The organism is Arhodomonas sp. KWT, from assembly GCF_010993615.1.
In genome coordinates, this window is sequence record NZ_WNXE01000974.1 from 1 (window position 1) to 621 (window position 621).

Sequence of the window (621 nt, forward strand, 5' to 3'; positions counted from 1 at the left end):
GTCTGCGGGGCATGCACGGTGCGCGTGGACGGCGTGGCCAGCCGGGCGTGCCTGATGCTCGCCGTGCAGGCGGACGGCCGGCGGGTGGACACCGTGGAGGGGCTTGCCGGCGACGACGGCCCGCTGTCCGACCTGCAGGCCGCCTTCCGGCGTCATCACGCGCTGCAGTGTGGGTTCTGCACCGCGGGCATTCTCAACTCGTGCGCCGATTTCCTCGGCCGCGAGCGCGATCCGAGCGAGGCGCAGGTGCGCGACATGCTCTCCGGGCACCTGTGCCGGTGCACCGGGTACACGGGCATCGTGCGCGCCGTCCTCGAAGTCGCCGCACAGCGGCGCGAACAACGGCAGGAGGAGCGAGACGATGTTTGACCTGGGACGCAGCCTGCTCGCGACGGTGGAGCGCCGTCCCGACGCGGTGGCGGTCAGCGATGGACCCCGGCGCCTGACGTACGCGCAGTGGTTCGGGTATATCCAGGCCGTGGCCCACGGGCTCGACGGGCTCGGCGTCGGCAAGGGCGACCGGCTGCTGGTGGTGATGCAGAACCGCTGGGAGATGGCGACCCTGCACTGGGCCTGCCAGTGCGCCGGGGTGATCGTCACGCCGCTCAACTGGCGCAGCAC

2 protein-coding genes are annotated in these 621 nt (G+C 72.0%); both read left to right on the forward strand.

The genetic code is table 11. From position 1 onward, the window contains the following. On the forward strand, nucleotides 1–369 hold a 369-nt coding region (locus G7A99_RS23620; RefSeq protein WP_163144498.1), incomplete at its 5' end, for a (2Fe-2S)-binding protein. Beyond that, nucleotides 362–621, forward strand: a 260-nt coding sequence (locus G7A99_RS23625; RefSeq protein WP_163144500.1) for an AMP-binding protein, incomplete at its 3' end; no start/stop codon positions are given. The genes G7A99_RS23620 and G7A99_RS23625, both read left to right, overlap by 8 nt.